Source organism: Hyphomicrobium sp. NDB2Meth4, from assembly GCF_900117445.1.
Lineage (GTDB): Bacteria > Pseudomonadota > Alphaproteobacteria > Rhizobiales > Hyphomicrobiaceae > Hyphomicrobium_A.
This window is the reverse complement of the sequence record NZ_FPEJ01000013.1, coordinates 275,482-293,857: the sequence shown is the minus strand read 5'-3', so window position 1 is coordinate 293,857 and position 18,376 is coordinate 275,482. Positions and strand designations below refer to the sequence as shown.

The 18,376-nt window shown below is 63.9% G+C and carries 15 protein-coding genes; 6 read left to right on the top strand and 9 right to left on the bottom strand.

From position 1 onward, the window contains the following. Window positions 1-2: 2 nt before the first annotated feature. Window positions 3-551: a hypothetical protein gene (locus NDB2M4_RS16355; protein WP_139247344.1), complete on the bottom strand. Its 549-nt coding sequence runs from the start codon at window positions 549-551 to the stop codon at window positions 3-5. A gap of 223 nt (window positions 552-774) precedes the next feature. On the opposite strand from NDB2M4_RS16355, the gene NDB2M4_RS16350 reads away from it, so the two are divergent. From NDB2M4_RS16350 to NDB2M4_RS16335, 4 genes are all read left to right on the top strand, one after another. Continuing rightward, window positions 775-1,062, top strand: a complete 288-nt coding sequence (locus NDB2M4_RS16350) for an ElaB/YgaM/YqjD family protein (protein ID WP_072376974.1) — start codon at window positions 775-777, stop codon at window positions 1,060-1,062. A gap of 18 nt (window positions 1,063-1,080) precedes the next feature. After that, complete coding sequence (locus tag NDB2M4_RS16345) at window positions 1,081-1,317, top strand: ElaB/YgaM/YqjD family protein (RefSeq protein WP_072376972.1); 237 nt, start codon at window positions 1,081-1,083, stop codon at window positions 1,315-1,317. Between the two features lie 17 nt (window positions 1,318-1,334). Further along, a complete protein-coding gene (locus NDB2M4_RS16340; RefSeq protein WP_072376970.1) occupies window positions 1,335-1,742 on the top strand; it encodes a hypothetical protein in 408 nt (135 codons plus the stop codon). A gap of 72 nt (window positions 1,743-1,814) precedes the next feature. Next, complete coding sequence (locus NDB2M4_RS16335) at window positions 1,815-3,878, top strand: AI-2E family transporter (protein ID WP_083556503.1); 2,064 nt, start codon at window positions 1,815-1,817, stop codon at window positions 3,876-3,878. On the opposite strand, the gene NDB2M4_RS16330 is transcribed toward NDB2M4_RS16335, so the two are convergent. Continuing rightward, entirely contained in the window at window positions 3,879-5,417 is a 1,539-nt protein-coding gene (locus NDB2M4_RS16330; protein ID WP_139247343.1) for a GTPase family protein, read from the bottom strand. 334 nt (window positions 5,418-5,751) lie between these two features. Here NDB2M4_RS16330 and pepN point away from each other — a divergent pair, with 334 nt between their 5' ends. Together pepN and NDB2M4_RS16320 are read left to right on the top strand one after the other, a co-directional pair. Next, window positions 5,752-8,403 (top strand): aminopeptidase N, encoded by a 2,652-nt coding sequence (pepN, locus tag NDB2M4_RS16325; protein ID WP_072376966.1) that lies wholly within the window; start codon window positions 5,752-5,754, stop codon window positions 8,401-8,403. Window positions 8,404-8,541: 138 nt separating this feature from the next. Further along, complete coding sequence (locus NDB2M4_RS16320) at window positions 8,542-9,681, top strand: sensor histidine kinase (RefSeq protein WP_072376964.1); 1,140 nt, start codon at window positions 8,542-8,544, stop codon at window positions 9,679-9,681. 11 nt (window positions 9,682-9,692) lie between these two features. On the opposite strand, the gene NDB2M4_RS16315 is transcribed toward NDB2M4_RS16320, so the two are convergent. From NDB2M4_RS16315 to NDB2M4_RS16285, 7 genes are all read right to left on the bottom strand, one after another. After that, window positions 9,693-10,169 (bottom strand): periplasmic heavy metal sensor, encoded by a 477-nt coding sequence (locus tag NDB2M4_RS16315; protein WP_072376962.1) that lies wholly within the window; start codon window positions 10,167-10,169, stop codon window positions 9,693-9,695. Continuing rightward, on the bottom strand, window positions 10,166-10,708 hold the full coding sequence (locus NDB2M4_RS16310) for a hypothetical protein (RefSeq protein ID WP_072376960.1): 543 nt from the start codon (window positions 10,706-10,708) through the stop codon (window positions 10,166-10,168). Before NDB2M4_RS16310 ends, NDB2M4_RS16315 begins: the two co-directional genes overlap by 4 nt. A gap of 32 nt (window positions 10,709-10,740) precedes the next feature. Then, window positions 10,741-11,316 (bottom strand): sigma-70 family RNA polymerase sigma factor, encoded by a 576-nt coding sequence (locus NDB2M4_RS16305; RefSeq protein WP_072378219.1) that lies wholly within the window; start codon window positions 11,314-11,316, stop codon window positions 10,741-10,743. A 215-nt stretch (window positions 11,317-11,531) separates the two neighbouring features. Beyond that, window positions 11,532-14,462, bottom strand: a complete 2,931-nt coding sequence (locus tag NDB2M4_RS16300; protein ID WP_072376958.1) for a bifunctional [glutamine synthetase] adenylyltransferase/[glutamine synthetase]-adenylyl-L-tyrosine phosphorylase — start codon at window positions 14,460-14,462, stop codon at window positions 11,532-11,534. A 61-nt stretch (window positions 14,463-14,523) separates the two neighbouring features. Beyond that, window positions 14,524-15,924 (bottom strand): sensor histidine kinase, encoded by a 1,401-nt coding sequence (locus tag NDB2M4_RS16295; protein WP_072376956.1) that lies wholly within the window; start codon window positions 15,922-15,924, stop codon window positions 14,524-14,526. Then, entirely contained in the window at window positions 15,911-16,591 is a 681-nt protein-coding gene (locus NDB2M4_RS16290) for a response regulator transcription factor (RefSeq protein ID WP_072376954.1), read from the bottom strand. Before NDB2M4_RS16290 ends, NDB2M4_RS16295 begins: the two co-directional genes overlap by 14 nt. Window positions 16,592-16,724: 133 nt before the next feature. Next, the gene (locus NDB2M4_RS16285) at window positions 16,725-18,203 is read right to left on the bottom strand and encodes a Do family serine endopeptidase (protein ID WP_083556501.1); all 1,479 of its coding nucleotides are present in this window, start codon (window positions 18,201-18,203) and stop codon (window positions 16,725-16,727) included. Between the last annotated feature and the right edge of the window lie 173 nt (window positions 18,204-18,376).

Genomic DNA, 18,376 nt, shown 5'->3' with positions numbered 1-18,376 from the left:
GGTCAGCGCATCTTTTCCTTCGCCTTGTCCTGGGCCTTCTGGAACCAGCCACCAAGCTTATCGACCAGGCCGTTGAGCGTGGAGCTGTCGGCACGCGAGAAAGCGTCCACCATGCGCTCCAGCGCTGGAGTTACCGGGGCGGCCGCGGCGCTGGCTGCGCGGGTTACCGACCGCTGAATGGTATCGGCGAAATCGTAGAGATCGGAACGGGTCACGTTGGGCGACCACTTCTCAAGCGATGGAAGTCGGTCCCATGCTGAACGCGGATGAGAGCGCCGGGGGACGACAGCGAGTGCAATGAGTGCGCCCGCTGCTGCTGCAACACCCATTGCGAGAACAGGCTGGCTGCGGATGCTGCGGCGAAGCTCGGTGGTGCCGGCATCGGCTGCATCGCCTATCTTGCCGGCAGCCGCGCGGGCACGACTCTCGGCAACTTCGGCCACTTCCTTGGCCAGAGCACTGACGCTCGCCCTCAGCTCCGCCAGCACAGTGTCATCGGCACCGGTTGCGGGATTCGGGGACGAACTCATTTCCTTCAAGGGGCTAACCATCGCGCCGTCTCCTCTACCTTAGGGTCTGCGACCGGGGGCGTTTAATGATTACGATCTGTGGGCATTTGAACGTTTCGATTGAATGATCGGTTCCCCATCCAAATAGTATACTGGATGCGCTCAAATGCGCGGAACTCGCGAGCCTCAGCCAACGTTTTACGCACGACATTGATTTCCGCCCAACGACGATGTCCAGGCCGTCCCCACAAAAGGAGGATCCCCAATGCAGTTCTCGTCAGCAAATCGCACCGGAGAGTCAAACCCAGGGGCGCGCCAGGCCGCCTCAGACGTGGGAGACAATGTTCAGGCTCTGCGCGAGGACATCGCCAGCTTGGCAGAGTCTGTGAAACGCCTTGCGTCCGAGCAACTCGGCTCGAGCGTGGAGGACCTCCAGGACAAAGCCAAAGAGAAGGTGAGTGACGTCGAAGCCGCCATTCGCCGTAACCCCAGCCAAGCAGCGCTGATCGCGGCCGGCATCGGCTTCGTATTCGGCCTCATTCTTTCGCGCTGACACCAGTAGGAGTGACACATGAGCTCGCAGTATACATCCGGCCGCAGCGGTACCACCCAAGGTTCCTTCGAGCGGCAGGCGCGCGACATCGCCAGCAGCGCGCAAGACAAAATCAGCGATACGGTCGAGCAGGCGCAGACGATGGCGCAGGAACAATACGACAAGCTTGCCGCCACCATTCGCCGTAACCCGCTACAGGCAGCGGGCATTGCGGCTGGCGTCGGCTTCGTTCTCGCCCTGCTTGCCAGACGCTAAGCCATTAGGAGTGGAACATGATCGGCGACGCCGTTCTCTACGCTGCAAGTAGAGCCACGCACAATGCCCTCGAGAATGTCTCGCGTCGGCTGACTTGGACGGCGATCGCGGTCGTGTTCCTGCTCGCCTCATTCATCCTGGCTATGATTGCTCTTTACATTGCCCTGGAGCCGCACTTCGGCGCGCTGCACTCCATCGGTATGATTGCTGGCGGGTGCGTCCTACTGGGAATCTTCTGCCTCTCAATGCCGTGGATGATCGAGCGGGCGGAGGCGCGCGCTCGCGACCATGGGTCTGCGACAGCCAACGCAGTCGCGGCGGTAGACCAGGAAGCCAAAGAAGTGGTGGATTACTTTGGTGCCCTGCAAGTGGTGGGCACCGCATTTCTGTTCGGCCTGGGAGCAGCCCGAAGACTGCGACGCTAGCCGCAACAGCCCTTTTATCGAGGTTAGACGTTCAACGCTGGTCGGCTGTCCGCTGACCGGGGAGAAAAGCGCATGCCTGCTGACCGCATCGCCCCACTGAAAATCCAGCCCTCCATCGCGCGCCCCGAGTTGCCGGCATCCGCATTCGAAATGACGGTGATCGCCTTTCTGATCGTCATCGTTCTGTATGTCGCCCAGGCGGTTCTCGTGCCGCTGGCTTTGGCCGTCATTTTGTCGTTCGTGCTTTCTCCGGCGGTGCGGATATTACGTCGAACTGGTCTTCCCAATACACCAGCGGTGCTTCTGGTTGCGGCCACCGCGTTTGCAATCATCTTCGGCGTGGGCACCCTGATCACGCAACAGGTGGGCAGCCTGGTGCAGGAGATGCCGCGCTATCAGACGACGCTCCGCGACAAGGTGAAGTCGCTCAAGGAAGTCGCCAAGGGCGGCAGCGGCGCGTTGAAGCAGGCGAGCGATGCGCTGAAGGACCTGCAGGACGAACTCGATAAACCGGCCGCGCAGCCCACCGGTCCGGGCGTCACGATTTCACCGATGCAGGGGGAAATGCGCTCAGGTGACCGCAGCCCCATTCCGGTGGTCGTGCGTACGCCGTCGCCGACACCGCTCGATCAGCTGCAGGGTATCATCGGGGTGATCGTGCAGCCTCTCGCTACGGCGGCGCTTGTGGTGCTGTTCGTGCTGTTTCTGCTGATGCAGCGTGAAGACGTGCGCGATAGGGCGATACGTCTGCTCGGCTCGAAGGATCTGGAAAAATCGACGACCGCGATGGACGACGCGGGTGAGCGGCTGGGGCGATATTTTCTGACTCTCACGGCGATCAACACCGGGTATGGGATGTTCGTCGCGCTCGGACTTTGGATGATCGGCGTGCCGAGCCCGATCCTATGGGGCGTGCTGGCAGCGCTCATGCGGTTCGTGCCGTTTATCGGCTCGTTCATTGCGGCCGTGTTTCCCCTTATTCTCGCGGCGGCCGTCGATCCCGGATGGACCATGTTCCTGATGACGGCGGCGTTCTACCTCGTCAGCGAACCCGTCATGGGCAACGTCATCGAGCCCGTGGTGCAAGGGCAGAAGACCGGACTGTCGCCGCTCGCCATTATCCTGTCAGCGGCGTTCTGGACGCTTCTGTGGGGGCCGATCGGACTGTTGATGGCGATCCCGCTGACGGTGGTTCTCGTGGTGCTCGGACATCATGTGGAGCGGCTCGAGTTCCTGAATGTCCTTCTGGGCGACACGCCCCCGCTCACCCCTCCCGAGCGATTCTACCAGCGCATGCTGGCGGGAGATCCAGCCGAGGCGGTCGAGCAGGCCGAGAAGTTCGTCAAGACGGCGCCCCTGGTCGATTATTACGACAACGTGATGATCGAGGGCCTGCGTTTGGCGCAGGCGGATACCGACCGCGGCACGCTAGACGCCGAAAGGTTGGCTGATATCCGCGATACGGCGGAGATCGTCGTCGAGACGCTTGCTGACTATGACCTCCAGCCCAAGCCAGACAAGGCCGCCGAAAAGGCAGCCGAGAAGGCGGCTGAGAAGGCAGCTGAGAAGGCGGCAACCGATCATGAAGCCAAGGTAAGCATCTCGGAAGTTGCCAACGACGACGTGGAAGAAGCGGAGGTCGACGAGCTGGCGCAATTGTGTGCCCGCAGCGCGGTTGAAGCCGACTGGCGTAACGAAAATGCCGTACTGTGCGTGGCGAGCCGTACGGCCCTCGACGAAACGGCGGCGCTCGCGTTCTCGCAACTCGTCGCGAAATGCGGCATCGGCGTCAAGGTCATCGATGTCGACCGGATGCGCCACGGGGTGTTGAGCGAGGAAGACGCAAAGGGCATCAAGCTCATCTGCGTTTCAGCTCTCGACGTGCGCGAGCGCAGTGCGCATGCCCGCTTCCTGGTGCGCCGATTGAAGCGCTCGGCGCCGAAAGCGCTGCTGCTCGGCTGCTTCTGGAAGCTCGATCCGCAGGATCGTCGAGACAAGACGATCATCAGCAGCATCCCGGTCGATGGGATCGCGCATTCAATGCGCGAGGCGGTGACGTTTACCCTGAAGGCCGCCAATGAACGGCCGGACGAGGCGGGAGATCAGTCCTTGGTCGATGATCGCGTCGCCTCGTGATCACCTCCTGAAAACGGAAGGCACAACGGATTTCGCCGCCGACTTAACTGCATTTCCGGCCTGTCCGAGGACGCGGCGCACGCTCCAGCGGGGAGCGGCATCCTCCATCAGGCGGAGAAGCTGGGCTTGGCGCGCATCGGGCACGCGGGCGGCAACGCGCATCGAAAGCTGCTCGATGTTGAACGGTGGACGCCCGGGCGCAAAGCTCACGGGCACGACATCGTTCTTCGGCACGCCGAGGCCTTCGGCGACCTCGCGCACCGTCTCGACGATGGCCGGGTCTTGCAGGTCGATCGTTTCGTTGCGACCGGGCGCGTGTTGCGTGACCTTATCGATGTGCGTCAGCGCGACAATGACGGTAGGCTCGCGGCGATGCGGGCGACTGGCAAAGTGCGTGCGGATCGCTGACAGGGCGGCGAGATCGACGCGGGCATCGTCGCGATTTGCGGAAAGCGCCCAGATCACAAGATCGCTGTCCCCTGCTCTCGTCGCAAACGCACGTTGCTCTTTCGTGGAAGCGCCGATGCGGGGACTGTCGATGACCATCGCACCGCTGAGGCCTTCCAGCTCGACCTCGTAGCCTTGGTAATCGCGCGTGCCGCCGGGCGCATCGACAACGGCGCGGACCTCCTTGGTCAGGGCGTTGACCACGCTCGACTTGCCGGAACCTGCCTGCCCAGCGACGAGAATGCGAACCGGCTCGGCAAGACCCGTCGCCTGTCCGCGGTCGCGCAGGGTCGAGGCGCTGACGTGCGTTGCCAGCTGCGCCTCCGAGACGCGCAAGCGGCCGCCATAGAGATCGATGGCCGCGCGTCCCACCTCGCGGACATACGCTCGCGCGAGCTGCCGGGCGAGCTGATCGCGGACGTTGGCATAAAGATGCTTGGTGATCTGCTCGCGCGCTTCCTGTGCCGCAGCGGTGACGGGATTGACCAGCCGCACAAGGCGCCAGAGGTCGTAGGCCTTTTCGGCCATGCCGATGGCCGAACGCCACCCGTATATTTTGAGAATTTGACCGATGGTGAGTTGATCGCCGAGCGGAATGTTCTCGACCACGAACGGCCGCAGGTCGGCACTGACACGCTCCACGAGAGCTAACGCTTCGGGCAACGTGAATTTCCACAGCGGGTTGTTGTCGCCCGGATGAATCTGGCGAGCGACCGCCTCGATCGTCCTTAGGCCCAAGTTGAGAAAGCGGTCGCGGTCGGTGAGCTCGGATGGCTTGACGTTAGACGCGATTGCTTCGACTGCGGTCCATGCCGCCTGCTCGCGCGCCGTCCAGGATGGATCGGGCGCGACCTTTTCATCGTCGGCGGCGATGGGCTCGGGTGTCTGGCGGAGTGTGCGCCGGAGAGCGATGGCTTGAGCGGTGTAGGCGATGATGCTCAAGGCAAAAGCAGAGGCGATCCAATAGAGCGCCCAGCCGCGCTCCCAGAGCCACAGCCAGCCCAGCGGCAATAGTGAGAGCATCGGCAGCAGCATCGCCAGGAAGATCATGGCGCCGCGCAAATAAAGGGAAGCTCGTCCTTTGGCTGCCAAGTGATCCTCTCATTCGATCGTGTGGGCTAGGAACGTAAGCACAAACCGCTGCAACGGGAATGGTTGCGCGACGCATTCAAGTTGCGTCTGCCTGCATTCGTCGCGGGGCAGCGGCGTTGGCGTGCTCGTCCTTCTTGCGACTTAGCGCCTTTTCGGCCCGGCCGCGGTCGGGTCGCAATCGTTCCGGCCTAATGTATTGTTATTACGTGTTTTTTCTTGGCTATGACTTTCGTCGTCCCGGCTAGTCATGACGTGCTAAGCCGTTGCACCTATAGTTGCCCCCTAACTTATCTCGCGACCCGCAAATCTACGGGCGCGGCGTTACGGTGGTGCAATGAAACTCGATACTGCCCGGCCAGTTCACCTCAAGAACTATCGTCCCCCCGCCTACCTGATCGACAAAGTCAGCCTCGATATCTCGCTCGAGCCGACGCAGACACGCGTGCGCTCCAAGTTGTCGATCCTACCGAACCCCAAGGCGGCGGGACGCCGGGAGCCGTTGCGCCTCGATGGCGAGCACCTGCAGTTGGAGGCGATCTCGCTCAACGGGCGCGCGCTCGGCAAGAAAGACTACAAGCTCACCGACAACTCCCTGACGCTGACGAAGACGCCGACGAAGGCGTTCACGCTCGAAATCACCACGATCGTCAATCCGGAGGCCAACAAGGCGCTGCAGGGCATTTACCGCTCGAACGGCGTCTATTGCAGCCAGTGCGAAGCGCAGGGCTTCCGCCGCATCACCTATTTCCTCGATCGGCCGGACGTGCTGGCGACCTACACGGTGCGCATCGATGCCGATCCCGCCGCGGCGCCTATCCTGCTGTCGAACGGCAACCCGGTCGAGCGCGGCATGCTGGATGGCGGCAAACGCCATTATGCAGTGTGGCACGATCCGCACCCCAAGCCGTCGTACCTGTTTGCGCTCGTCGGCGGCGATCTGGCGCCGATCAGCTCGACATTCCGCACCAAGTCGGGGCACAAGGTGGATCTCGCCATCTATGTCGAGCACGGCAAGGAGGCGCGCGCGGCCTGGGCGATGGATTCGCTGAAGCGGTCGATGCGTTGGGACGAGAAGCGCTTCGGGCGCGAATACGATCTCGACGTGTTCAACATCGTCGCTGTGTCGGACTTCAACATGGGCGCGATGGAGAACAAGGGCCTCAACATTTTCAACGACCGGCTCATCCTCGCGTCACCAGAAACGGCCACCGACGCGATTTTCGAGGAGATCGAGAGCGTCGTGGCGCACGAATACTTCCACAACTGGACCGGCAACCGCATCACCTGCCGCGACTGGTTCCAGCTCTGCCTGAAGGAAGGCCTTACGGTCTATCGCGACCAGGAGTTCTCGGCAGACGAGCGGTCGGCGACGGTGCAGCGCATCGTCGATGTGCGGCAGCTGAAGACGCATCAGTTTGCCGAGGATGCCGGCCCGCTGTCGCATCCGGTGCGGCCGGAGAGCTATATCGAGATCAACAACTTTTATACGGCGACCGTCTACGAGAAGGGCGCCGAGGTGGTCCGCATGATCGCCACCATCCTTGGGCGCGAAGCCTTCCGCAAGGGCATGGATCTCTACTTCGAGCGCCACGACGGCGAAGCAGCAACGGTCGAGGAGTTCGTCACGTGCTTTGCCGACGCGAGCGGGCTCGATCTATCGCAGTTCAAGCTTTGGTATTCGCAGGCCGGCACGCCCGAGATCATCGCGAACCTGCGTTATGACAAGGACAAGAAGACCGCCGATCTGGAGTTGGAGCAGATCGTGCCGGCAACGCCCGGGCAGCCGAACAAGAAGCCGATGCACATTCCCGTGCGGCTTGGCCTGCTCGGCGCCAACGGTCACGACCTCGATCTGAAGCTCGCCAGCGGCGAGGATGTCAGCGACGGCGTCGTCGCGCTGACCAAGTGCCGGCAGAGCTTCCGCTTCGTCGATGTGCCATCGCGCCCGGTGCCATCGCTGCTGCGCGGGTTCTCGGCGCCGGTGAACCTGACGATCGACCTGCCCGACGACGACGTCGAGTTGCTGATGGCAGGCGACAGCGACCTGTTCAATCGCTGGCAGGCGGCCAACGACTTCGCCGCGCGCACGCTGATGGAGGGCGTAGCGGGCCTTGCTTCCGGGAAGCGCTCGCAACGTCCGCTGCGCTATGCGCGCGCGCTCGGGGCCACTCTGTCGAACGACAGTCTCGAGCCGGCATATCGCGCCGAGTTGCTGAAGCTGCCGACGCAGGCGGACATTGCGCGCATGATCGGCAAGAATGTCGATCCGGCCCTGATCCATCGCGCGCAGCGCAATCTGATGAAGCTGATCGGGCGCACGCTGGGTCCGCAGCTGGAGCAGCTCTACAAGGAGATGGAAGATAAAGGGCCGTTTTCGCCGGATGCGGCGAGCGCCGGACGACGGGCTCTGCGCAACGCGGCGCTGACGATGCTGACAGCGCGCGGGACGCCCGAGGACATCAAGCGCCTGGCCAAGCACTACGCCAAGGCGAGCAACATGACCGATCGCGCTCACTCACTGTTCCTGCTGGCTGCACGCGGGGGACCGGAAGCGAAAGCGGCGCTAGCCAACTTCTATAAGACATGGAGCCGGGACCACGTCGTCATCGACACCTGGTTCGCGGCGCAGGCGCAGTCTCCGCTGACGGGCACGCTTACCCGGGTCAAGGCGCTCACCAAGCACGCGCTGTTCTCACTGACGGCGCCGAACAAGGTGCGCGCCCTGATCGGCACGTTCGCTTCGACCAACCCGGTGCAGTTCAACCGGCCGGACGGCGCCGGCTATGAATTCCTGGCGGACCAGGTGCTTGCGCTCGACCGCCTCAACCCGCAGATCGCGGCGCGAATGCTCGGCGCCATGCGGTCCTGGCGGACGCTCGAAAGCGGGCGGCGGGCCAAGGCGCGCAAGGCCCTGCAGCGGATCGTACGCGCACGTCCACTATCCGCTGACGTGCAAGAGATCGCGTCGCGCATTTTGGATGCATAAACAAAGGAAAAATATTAGCTCCGAAGGGCTTAAACGCTCTCGACAGCCGAATCGCGATGGTGTGAACTTAAGTGGTGATTCGGGGTCGCGGATCCGTTCGGGTCCGTAAGTCAATCAGAGACAATTCGGGGGAAAAGAATGGCGTGGACAACGTCCGCCTGCCTGCGCGCGCGGCCGTCTTTGACGGCTCTGACCTTCGCGGGGCTCAAGCCGGCGCGGCGGATGTGGCTCACCCTGCAGTATTCTTCCTCTCATCGCCGGCCAGCGTTGATGCTGGCCGTCGGCGCAATATGTCTTGGCGCCGCCGCGCCGGTTCTACCGTCGAGCCTGCTGGCCGCGGTGCTGCTGACTGGCGGTGTTGCGGTTGCCGTTGTCGGCGCCGGGGCGAACATTGCCGGGACGGTCAGATCGGCACGGACCAGCGGTGTGTCAGGCCCTATGCCCGAGAAGACGCCGCCTGCGGCCGCGCCTACGCCCCCTGCTCCTGAAGCGCCGCGCCACGCCATTGCAGTCAACCAGGCCGCGCCAGCCAAAAAGATTGCACGCTCCCAATACGCCCGTCCGGTCGCTGCGAACCACGACTGGGCCGAGCTGATGTCGCGCATCAACCACGAGCTCCGCACACCACTGAACGCAGTGATCGGGTTTTCCGAGGTGATGGCGCTGGAAATGTTCGGGCCGATGGGTAACGAGCGTTACCAGGAATATGTGCGCCACATCCGTGACAGCGCCGATGACCTGCTCAAATCGGCCGAGGACACGCTGGCGCTCACGGCGCTGATGCATCAGCGCTCGGGTGTCGCCCCGTCCGCCAATGCCCTGGAGGATGCCATCGAGGACGCATGGACGTTCCTGCAGCGCAAGGCGGCTGTGCGCGACGTCGGCCTAGAAATTGTCGTTCCCTCCGACATCGAAGTCATGAGCGAGCCGCGCGCGCTGCGTCAGGTGCTGGTCAACGTTCTGTCGGAAGCCATCGCGCGCACCGTGGAAGGGGCCAACGTCAAGCTGCTGGCGGTCGGAGATGGAGAACTGGTCGAGATCGTGGTCTCGGTGTCAGGCTTGCAGCACGAGGTCATGCCGCGGGCGGGCTCTCTCGCCATTTCCCTAGCTCGCACGCTGCTCGAGATGCAGGGCACATCACTGCTGGAGATCGAGTCGGCTGGCGGTGGCTGGAGCGCCGTGACGGTGCTGGACCGGGCAGCGCAGCCGGACTTTTTCGCAGCGCAGCCTAATGTTTCGACGCAGGCTTGGCGCCACGAAACCGTGGCAAGCGTCTAGCCACTTACGCCTCAGCGATTGGGGCGGCGCTTGTCGAGCCACTCGTGCAGTTGAATGCGCTCCTGAGGCGTCAGCTCATGCACAGTGTCAGCAAAGAGTGTCGCCTTGGCGCGGGCCTCTTTGGTGTCGGCCTCGACAATACCGTCTAGGGCGGCATCGAACTTCGCCTGATCGAAGGGCTCGGCACTCAGCGCCGCGCGAACGGCGGCACGCGCATCGCGAATGCCACGCCGCGCTGTTTCAAGGCCCGGTTGAGCATCGGCGACCTTCTGGCGGACGATGTCGGAGCGCTCACGCGGGAGGGTGCGGGCGAAGCCCAGAAGCGGAGGTGACTTAAAACCCTGCTGGTGCGGCGGCCCGTCAAAGTGGCTGATGCAGAACGTGCTGACCACCGCGCCGATAATCAGCACGTTGAGAGCGAGCGATCCGATCAGGACCCAACGCAGGGTACGCGGCGAGAACCGAGGGGGACGCGTAGTCTCGCTCATAGCAGGTCCTCATCGCCGGAGCCGAGCACTTCCTCGTTCGACGCCAGATTGGTTGCATCGGCGGTCGAGCTGAAGCCAGCGACACCCGCCACCTGACGCATCGTCGTGTCGAGCGTACCCGTCGTGCCAAGCATCACGCCAAGCACCAGAGAGGCTGCGAGCACCGCGGCTGCGGGCAAATCAGAGAAGCTCGACTTCCAGGACGGGCGGCGCAACTGGCCGAACCAGGCTTTGTTGGCCGGCTCGCGCTTGCCGCCCTCGACCGTGGAAAGCTGCGGGCGCTGCTGGCGCAGGGCAGCGGCGATGATGCGCTGTTTCAGCGCCTCAACATTGGCCTCGCTCGGTCGCGAGGCGCGATCGAGAAGACGGTCCAGCGCATCCGCCTCGGCGAGCATACGCGCGGATTGCTCGTCCACACCGACAAGGCCAGCAAACTTCAGTCGCTCGCGCGCGGGCCACCGCGTGCGATCGGCTCCATGGATCTCGAGCAGGCGCTCCAGCGCCTCCCGATCCTCTGCCAGTCTGTCTTTGCTCGTCATCGCGTTCGTCTCGTCATCAAAAAATTGCCGTATCAGTCGTGCTGTCCGTCGGACAAAAGCTCTTGCAGTTCGTCGCGCAAAGCAGCCTTGAGACCTCTGCGGGCCCGGGCAAGGAGCGACTCAACTGCCTCGTCCGATATTCCCATGATCTGCCCTATTTCGATCTGGCTCAGCCCCTCGTAATGGAAGAGAGTGAGAGCCATTCGTTGGCGGTCAGGCAGGGCCTTAAGCGCGGCGTCGACGCGCTGGCTGGTATCCTGCGCCTCCATCTCTGACTGTTGGGTTGCCGCCTCAGGCAATTCGGGCACCTCGTCGACGACGACCATGCGCTTTCCGGAGCGCATACGATCAACGCACAAGTTGGAAACAACCCGTCGCAGCCAGGGGCGCAAACCGTAAGTCGTAACGTCGAGGCCTTCGGCCGAGCGCCAGAGGCGCAGCAGGGCTTCCTGGGCTACGTCTTCGGCTTCGGCATCGTCGTGCAGCATCCGGCGGGCAACGGCGAGCACGCCCGACAGGTGGCGGTCCACCAGGGTGCGGAACGCGGCAGCGTCACCAGCCCCGGCGGCGGCCACCAGCGCGACTTCCTCGCCGAGCTCAGTTCCCATGGAACTGCCCCCGATCACACCGGGCCCTATTCGCTTCGCTGCCACTGCCTGCCTCGACATGGCCACCTGAAAATCCTTCTTCCAGTGTAGCGCCCGATGGGCCGGTTCTGTGACCCGACGGAGAGCCACGGTTGGGGGCCTTCGATGCTTTCTCAGTGATCATTAACGGCCTGCCTTGTGCAAATCCGTCGCTGGGAGCGTCGCGCGGTGGCTGGTCACGCGACGAGCTGCGGAAAGAGACTGGAAACACTAGCCAAATTCGCCCGCAGGTGCTCCTCCAGGGCGGCGAAGCTGTCCGCATCCGCTGCCCTCGTCAGCCGCCCTTTGAGGCCCGCCGGGGCGGTGCCGGGGTCGAATTTGCCCTCGATGCATAGGCGCAGGATTTGCGTCAGGTCGTGCAGGAGCCGCGTTGCTGGGATGAGCACCTCGGCGTGCTCGGCAGCCAGGAGGCCGGCGTCGCGGAGCTTGCGGTAGGCCTCGACCGTGTTCTGGTCGAGGACCTCCGGATGATCGTGGGCGTGCACGAGTTGCAGGTACTGAGCGATGAACTCGACATCGACGAGGCCGCCGCGCACCTGCTTCAGGTCCCAGATGTCGTCGGTCCCCTTCTCCTTGAAGATGCGCTCGCGCATATCGCGAACGTCGTGGGCGATCTTGGCACGGTCGCGCCGGAATACGAGCGAAGCACGGACGGCGGCTTCAACGCGCTCGCGCAGTTCCGGCGGTCCGGCGATGACGCGGGCTCGGGTCAGCGCCATGTGCTCCCAGGTCCAGGCCTCCCCGGTCTGGTACTCGGTGAATGTCCTCAGCTGGGTGGCGACCGGCCCCTGTTGGCCTGACGGGCGCAGGCGCATGTCGACCTCGTAGAGCGTACCTTCCGCGGTGGCGGCCGAAAGCGCGGAGATCAGGCGCTGCGTCAGACGGGCGTAGTACTGCATGGGCGAGAGAGGGCGGGCGCCGTCTGACTGTATGGCATCCTCGGCGAAGTCATAGATGAGGATGAGGTCGAGGTCGGATGATGCCGTCATCTCGCGGCCGCCGAGCTTGCCCATGGCGAGGATTGCCGCTGCCCCGCCCGGCACATTGCCGTTAGTGCGGGCCAGCTCGCGCTCGGTAGCTTTCGTCAACGCGTCGATGAGGCGTTCGGCGAGCAGCGCATAGGCGGCGCCGGCCTGGTGCGCCTTGATGGCCCCTGACAGCAAGCGCACGCCGATGAGGAACTGCTGCTCGCTGCCGATGACGCGTGCGCGGTCGAGCACGTATTGCATGTCGTGCTCATCGCCGCCGATCTCTGTGGCAATGAGCTGATCGAGTTCCTCGGCGGTTGGCATGGTGCCCAGCATGCGGGGATCGAGCACGCCATCAAGAAGGCGCCCGCGGCGCGCCAGAATTCGGGCAAGGCGCGGTGCCGTTCCCAGGATATCTGCGAGCAGACGCAGCAGGGCTGGATTGGCGCGCAGCAGCGAGAAGAGCTGTATGCCTGCAGGCAGCGCAGCGATGAAACGGTCGAAGTTCGCCAGCGCGAGTGCGGGATCGGCGGTATCGGCAAGCGCCTCGATCAGGAGCGGCTGCACCTCGGTGAGACGTTCGCGCGCCTGCGCGCTGCGCACGGCGGGATAGCGTCCGTGATGCCAGCCGCGGATCATCGCCAGCACTTCGGAGGGCTGGTTATAGCCAAGCTCCTTCAGCGCAGCGACCGTGCCAGGGTCATCCTTCTCGCCGGCGAACACCATGTTGGTGCCGGCGCCGGACGTCAGCACGGGCGCATCCTCGAACAGGGCTGCGTAGTGCTTCTGCACGGTCTCCAGGCGCGCGATCAACTCGCGCGAGAAAGTAGCCGTGTCGGGATAGCCGCAGAACTTGGCGAAGCCTTCGAGGCGCGCGGGATCGTCTGGAATTTCGTGTGTCTGCTCGTCAGCGACCATCTGCAGGCGATGCTCGATGCGGCGCAGGAAGAGATAAGCTTCGCTCAGCTCCTTGGCGACGCGGCGCTTGATCCAGCCACGCTCGACGAGACGCGCCATGGCATCGAGGGTGCGGCGTTCGCGCAGTTCGGGCTGGCGGCCGCCGGCTATGAGCTGCTGCGTCTGCACGAAGAACTCGATCTCGCGGATGCCGCCGCGTCCGAGCTTGATGTTGTGACCGGCGACGGCGATGGAGCCGAAGCCGCGGTGGGCGAAGATCTGCCGCTTCATCGCGTGCACGTCGGCGATCGCCGCATAGTCGAGATATTTGCGCCAGACGAACGGCGACAGCTCGCCAAGCAGATCGCGACCGGCAGCTATATCGCCCGCGCAGGGACGTGCCTTGATAAGTGCGGCGCGCTCCCAGTTCTGGCCGAAGCTTTCGTAATAGACGAGGGCCGCGTCGGTCGAGAGCGCAAGCTGCGTGGCACCGGCATCGGGGCGCAGGCGCAAGTCGGTGCGGAAGACATAGCCGTCGCCCGTGCGCTCCTCCATGAGCTGCACGAGATCGCGCGTGAGGCGCACGAAGAAGGCTTGCGGCTCGACATTGGGCGCGGTGCGAATGCGGTCGCGCTCGTAAAAAACAATCAGATCTATGTCGCTGGAATAATTCAGCTCGCCAGCGCCCAGCTTGCCCATTCCGAGCACGATGTAGCCGGTGGGTGAGATCGCGCCATCATCGCCAGGCAACCATTGTCCGCGCGCTGCGGCTTCGCGGAACAGGAAGCCGAGGGCGCCTTGCAGGGCCGTATCGGCGCACTCGCTGAGCGCCGCGGTCACCGTGAGCACGGGCCAGACGCCACCAAGGTCAGCGAGTGCGGTCAGCAGCGCGACTTCGGCCTTATAGAGACGCAGCGCACGCGCCACGTCGGGCCGGGCCGTTGCGGCGGCGATGCGGGCTGCGAGTTCATCGCGCACGGTGGTAAGGTGCGTTTCCGGCGGCGATGTGAGGATGCGCTGCAGGCGCTCTGGATCGCGCTCGATGAGGCTGGTGAGATAGGGCGAGCCACTGAAGACGCCGGTCAGCAGGTCTTTCGCGCGGCGATCATGAAGAAGCGCGCGCAGATGCGCGAGGGCTGGATCTGCGTCAACGCGTTCTTGAAGTGCGGCCAGTGCCCCGAGCTGGCGTGCATCGGCACGCGTGATCGGCGCCTCGTTGATGCGCTCGGAAAAGGGTCGCATACTTTCTTTATCGTTGGCCAAGCTGGTCGCCCTCGACTTGAGTTTAGGCTGGCGACCCTTCTTATCTGCCGAGAGCCCGCTTCGGAAGCTGCAACACCACGCGCAAGCCTGGCGCGTTGTCTTCGAGCCGCACGGCGCCGCCGTGCAGACGGGCCACGGCCTGAACGAGACTGAGGCCGAGGCCGGTTCCGGGTTCGGTGCGGCTCTTTTCCAAGCGGACGAAGCGCTTCAGGACGCGTTCGCGATCTTCGAGGGCGATTCCCGGTCCATTGTCGGCGACGACGATCTCGATGTCGTCGGGATTGTCGCGCAGGTCGATCGAGATGGAGAGTTCGCGTTTGGGATCGGGCTTGCCGGAGTACTTGATGGCGTTTTCGATGAGGTTGACCACAGCCTGCACGATGAGCTGGCGGTTTCCGGTGAACTCGGGTCCAGCGCCGATATTGACGTCGAGCAGCATGCCGCGCTCCTCGGCGACGGGTTCGTAAAGCTCGGCGACGTCGCGCACGGCGCTGCCGACATCGAAGCGTTCGGCGTTCCCTTCGAGGGCACCGGCTTCGAGGCGCGCGACCAGCAGCAGGCTGTTGAACGTCTTGATGAGTTCGTCGGCCTTCTCGATCGTGTGCTCGAGACCTTCGCGGTAGGCGACCTCGCCGGAATCGCGCAACGCCGCCTCGGCGGAGTTACGCAGGCGCGTGAGCGGCGTTTTCAGGTCGTGCGCGATGTTGTCGGAGACTTCGCGCAGACCGTTCATCAGCGCTTCGATACGGTCGAGCATGTCATTGAGGTTGGCGGCAAGCGCGTCGTATTCGTCGGCGGCGCCGCTGAGGGCGATGCGGCGCGTAAGATCGCCGGCCATGATCGAGCGCGCGGTGACATTTATCGTCTCGATGCGGCGCAGGGCAACGCGGCTGATGGCGAAGCCGGCAACGAGACCACCGAGGGTGAGGAAGCCGAGGGCGAGAAAATAGACCGTGCCCATCTCTCCGGCGAAGCGACGCTGATCTTCGACATCGCGGCCGACGATGAGCTGCAGGCCACCGCCGATGTCCACGGGGATGGCGACGGCGAGATTTTCAGTCGTGCTGATGGCATCGGGCGCGTAGCGGAACACGCCGCCGTTGGGGCTGCCTACGATCTCGGGCGGCAAGCGACTGAGGTTGCCGGCGAGTTTCGTGCCCGATGCATCGGCGAGATAGTAGAGACCGGGAGCACCGGACCGGCTGCGCGTTTCGACCGCGCGCACGATGGCGGGACCGCCGCCCGCTTGCGCTTCGGCCTTCAGCAGTTGCGCTTCGCCATTGAGCGTTGCCAGCACCTGGCTCGTCAGGACGCGATTGGTCTGCCAGAGGAGAACGCCAACGACCAGACCGGCAAACGCCAGGTATGCGGCAACGGTGATGGCCGCAACCCGGAACGATGTGGTCGAGAGGGCACGATGAATGCGTTCAGGCAGAGCCATCGCGGATCGTATATCCGGCCCCGCGCACGGTGTGCAGCAAAGGCTTTTCGAAGTTCTTGTCGATCTTGGCCCGAAGCCGCGAGACGTGGACGTCGATGACGTTGGTTTGCGGATCGAAGTGATAGTCCCACACGTGTTCGAGCAGCATGGTGCGCGTGACCACCTGGCCGGCGTGCTTCATCAGGTATTCGAGCAGGCGGTATTCACGCGGCTGCAATTGGATCGGCTCGCCATCACGCGTGACGCGGTGGGACAGACGGTCGAGCACGAGGCCGTCGACGACGTAGCGCGTCTCCTGTTCCTCCGGCGCGCCGCGGCGGGCCAGGGCTTCGACACGGGCGAGCAACTCGGAATAGGCATAGGGCTTGGTCAGGTAATCGTCGCCGCCGGCGCGCAATCCCTTGACGCGGTCGTCAACCTCTCCGAGGGCGGAGAGAATGAGCACTGGGGTGCGATTTCCCTTGGAGCGCAGTTCGCGGATCATGCTGAGACCGTCGAGGCGCGGCAGCATGCGGTCGACGATGAGCACGTCGTAGACGCCCTGCTCGGCCAGCGTCTGCCCCGTCTCGCCATCCTCGGCAAGGTCGGCAGCGTGGCCGCTCTCCTTCAGGGCCTTCTGCAGGAATTGGGCGGTTTCCCGGTCGTCCTCGACCACAAGCACGTGCATCGTCTCACCGCTCAGCGTTATCGAGGGGGATCCTCGATTCGTATTGTGCCTTGCCAGGCCCTGAACGTCGAGGCGGCCCGCACTCTGTCTTGAGGGTGCGGGCCGCCGTCATCGTTCAGTCGTGCCGCCCAACTCAGCTCTTGCCGAGCGGGATGGCGACGAGGACCGTCTGGTCGCCGTTCTTCTTGATGTGGAACATCACGGCGGGCAGACCATCGTCCTGGGCCTTCTTGACGGCCTTGGCCACGTCTTGCGGCGTGCTCACCGTCTCGTTGCCAGCCTTGAGGACGACGTCACCTTCCTTGATGCCCTTCATGGCGGCATCTGAGTTCGGGTCGACGTCGGAGATGACGACACCGCCATCCTTGCCGGCGCCAGCCTTGACGCTGAGGCCGAGCTGCTTCAGGTCGACGTTGCCGCCGAGATCCTTCTGCTCCTCGGGCTGCTCGGTGTCTTCGGCAGCCTCGGCGTTGGCGGGATAGGTGCCAAGCTTCACCTTGAGAACCTTCTCGCCCTTGTCGCGCCACACCTTGACGTCGACGGTCGACTTGGCCGGCAGGTCAGCAATGGTGCGGGCCAGATCGCGGCTGTCCTCGATGGCCTTGTTGTCGACCTGAAGGATCGCGTCCTCAACCTTGAGGCCGGCGCTGGCGGCAGGACCGTCAGACATCACCTCGCTGATGATCGCGCCCTTGGGCTCCTTGAGACCGAGGCTGCCGGCAAGATCCTTGTCGATGTTCTGGATCTTCACGCCAAGCCAACCGCGGCTCACCTTGCCGCCCTTCTCGAGCTGCTCGACGACGCGCTTTACAGTGTCGGCCGGGACAGCGAAGGCGATGCCGACGTTGCCGCCCGTGGGGCTGTAGATCGCCGTGTTGACGCCGACGACGTCGCCTTCGAGGTTGAAGGTCGGGCCGCCAGAGTTGCCGTGGTTCACGGCAGCGTCGATCTGCATGTAATCGTACGGGCCGCCGATGTTACGGGCGAGCGCGGACACGATACCCGCCGTCACTGTGCCACCGAGACCGAAGGGATTGCCGACGGCAAGAACCCAATCGCCAACGCGCGGGTTCTTATCGGCAAGCTTCACGACCGTGAGCGGCTTCTTCGGCTCGATCTTCAGAAGCGCGATGTCGGTGCGCGGATCGGTGCCGACGATCTTGGCGTCGATCTCTTCCTGATCGTCGAAGCTCACCTTCACTTTGGTGGCGCCGTCGATGACGTGGTTGTTAGTGACGATGTAGCCATCAGGCGAGACGACGAAGCCAGAGCCAGCGGCCTGACGCGGACGCTGCGGTGTCTGTCCGCCAGGGCCCTGCGGCATGTTCTTGAAGAACTCGTTGAGCGGGTGATCCTCGGGCAGGCCCGGGATGCCCTCGAACGGACGACCACCACCGCCGCGCTTGTCGGCGACCTTCACTTCGTTGGTCGTAGAAACCGAAACGACCGCCGGCTTAACGCGCTCGACGATCTCAGCGAACGACAGCGTCTCGGCCGGCGTGCCCGGTTTGAACTGGGCGACCGCGGGGGCCGAGTATTCGGCCATGCCGAGACCGACAAGACCGGCACCGACGACAGCCACAGCAGCCAGTCGCCGCAAGTCGCGGCCCATCGTTCTCGTTGGCCCACTCTTTGCTACCACCTCTGGCGAGCTGGGTTGGGTTGCCATGCGCACGAACCTCCATTTTGGCGAAGCAGGGGAACTCCTCAGCTAGAGGCCTAGCGAAACGGGGATTACGGCAGCCTTTCGATTGCCTTAACAGTTGGTAATAAAGGGGGCGTTCA

Bases quoted from the DNA above. Each gene is read 5' to 3' on its own strand.
- NDB2M4_RS16355 (WP_139247344.1), bottom strand. From the start codon at position 551: ATGGTTAGCCCCTTGAAGGAAATGAGTTCGTCCCCGAATCCCGCAACC.
- NDB2M4_RS16350 (WP_072376974.1), top strand. From the start codon at position 775: ATGCAGTTCTCGTCAGCAAATCGCACCGGAGAGTCAAACCCAGGGGCG.
- NDB2M4_RS16345 (WP_072376972.1), top strand. From the start codon at position 1,081: ATGAGCTCGCAGTATACATCCGGCCGCAGCGGTACCACCCAAGGTTCC.
- NDB2M4_RS16340 (WP_072376970.1), top strand. From the start codon at position 1,335: ATGATCGGCGACGCCGTTCTCTACGCTGCAAGTAGAGCCACGCACAAT.
- NDB2M4_RS16335 (WP_083556503.1), top strand. From the start codon at position 1,815: ATGCCTGCTGACCGCATCGCCCCACTGAAAATCCAGCCCTCCATCGCG.
- pepN (WP_072376966.1), top strand. From the start codon at position 5,752: ATGAAACTCGATACTGCCCGGCCAGTTCACCTCAAGAACTATCGTCCC.
- NDB2M4_RS16320 (WP_072376964.1), top strand. From the start codon at position 8,542: ATGGCGTGGACAACGTCCGCCTGCCTGCGCGCGCGGCCGTCTTTGACG.
- NDB2M4_RS16315 (WP_072376962.1), bottom strand. From the start codon at position 10,169: ATGAGCGAGACTACGCGTCCCCCTCGGTTCTCGCCGCGTACCCTGCGT.
- NDB2M4_RS16310 (WP_072376960.1), bottom strand. From the start codon at position 10,708: ATGACGAGCAAAGACAGACTGGCAGAGGATCGGGAGGCGCTGGAGCGC.
- NDB2M4_RS16305 (WP_072378219.1), bottom strand. From the start codon at position 11,316: ATGGGAACTGAGCTCGGCGAGGAAGTCGCGCTGGTGGCCGCCGCCGGG.
- NDB2M4_RS16300 (WP_072376958.1), bottom strand. From the start codon at position 14,462: ATGCGACCCTTTTCCGAGCGCATCAACGAGGCGCCGATCACGCGTGCC.
- NDB2M4_RS16295 (WP_072376956.1), bottom strand. From the start codon at position 15,924: ATGGCTCTGCCTGAACGCATTCATCGTGCCCTCTCGACCACATCGTTC.
- NDB2M4_RS16290 (WP_072376954.1), bottom strand. From the start codon at position 16,591: ATGCACGTGCTTGTGGTCGAGGACGACCGGGAAACCGCCCAATTCCTG.
- NDB2M4_RS16285 (WP_083556501.1), bottom strand. From the start codon at position 18,203: ATGGGCCGCGACTTGCGGCGACTGGCTGCTGTGGCTGTCGTCGGTGCC.